This window comes from Frankia sp. CcWB2 (assembly GCF_977927585.1).
This window is the reverse complement of sequence record NZ_CDWRCM010000108.1, coordinates 16514-17080: the sequence shown is the minus strand read 5'-3', so window position 1 is coordinate 17080 and position 567 is coordinate 16514. Positions and strand designations below refer to the sequence as shown.

The 567-nt window shown below is 69.1% G+C and carries 1 protein-coding gene; it reads right to left on the bottom strand.

The window, feature by feature from the left end:
* Nucleotides 1-148: 148 nt before the first annotated feature.
* Complete coding sequence (gene msrB, locus ACY45C_RS12830) at nucleotides 149-538, bottom strand: peptide-methionine (R)-S-oxide reductase MsrB (RefSeq protein ID WP_462187853.1); 390 nt, start codon at nucleotides 536-538, stop codon at nucleotides 149-151.
* Nucleotides 539-567 lie beyond the last annotated feature (29 nt).

Here is a 567-nt window from a genome sequence, read left to right as displayed (position 1 = left end):
GGCGGCGGCGACCCGCAGGTGTGGGCCGAGGCATGGAGAAAGATCGTCATCAGTGACGACGGGCCGCACCGCACTCGGCGAGCGGTCGCCTTGCGGAAGAACGGCCGGCCGATGGGGGTGGAGGTGTCGACGGGTCGGTCGGGGTTTTCTAGCGGGAGTTCGGGTCGAGGTCGAGGGCGAGGCTGTTCATGCAGTAGCGATGGCCGGTGGGGCCGGGTCCGTCGTCGAAGACGTGGCCGAGGTGTCCGCCGCAGCGGGCGCAGCGGACTTCGGTGCGGATCATGCCGTGGGAATGGTCTTCGACGAGTTCGAGGGCGTCGGCGACGGCGGGTTGGGTGAAGCTGGGCCAGCCGGAGCCGGAGTCGTATTTGGTGTCGGAAGTGAACAAGGCGGCGCCGCAGCCGCCGCAGCGGTAGGTGCCATTTTCTTTGCTGTAGGTGTAGGCGCCGGTGAAGGGGGGTTCGGTGGCGGCGCGGCGGAGGATGGCGTAGCGCTCGGGGTCGAGTTCGGCGCGCCACTGCTCGTCGGTCTTGACGATTTTGTCGGGTCCGGTGGTGGCCGCGGGGG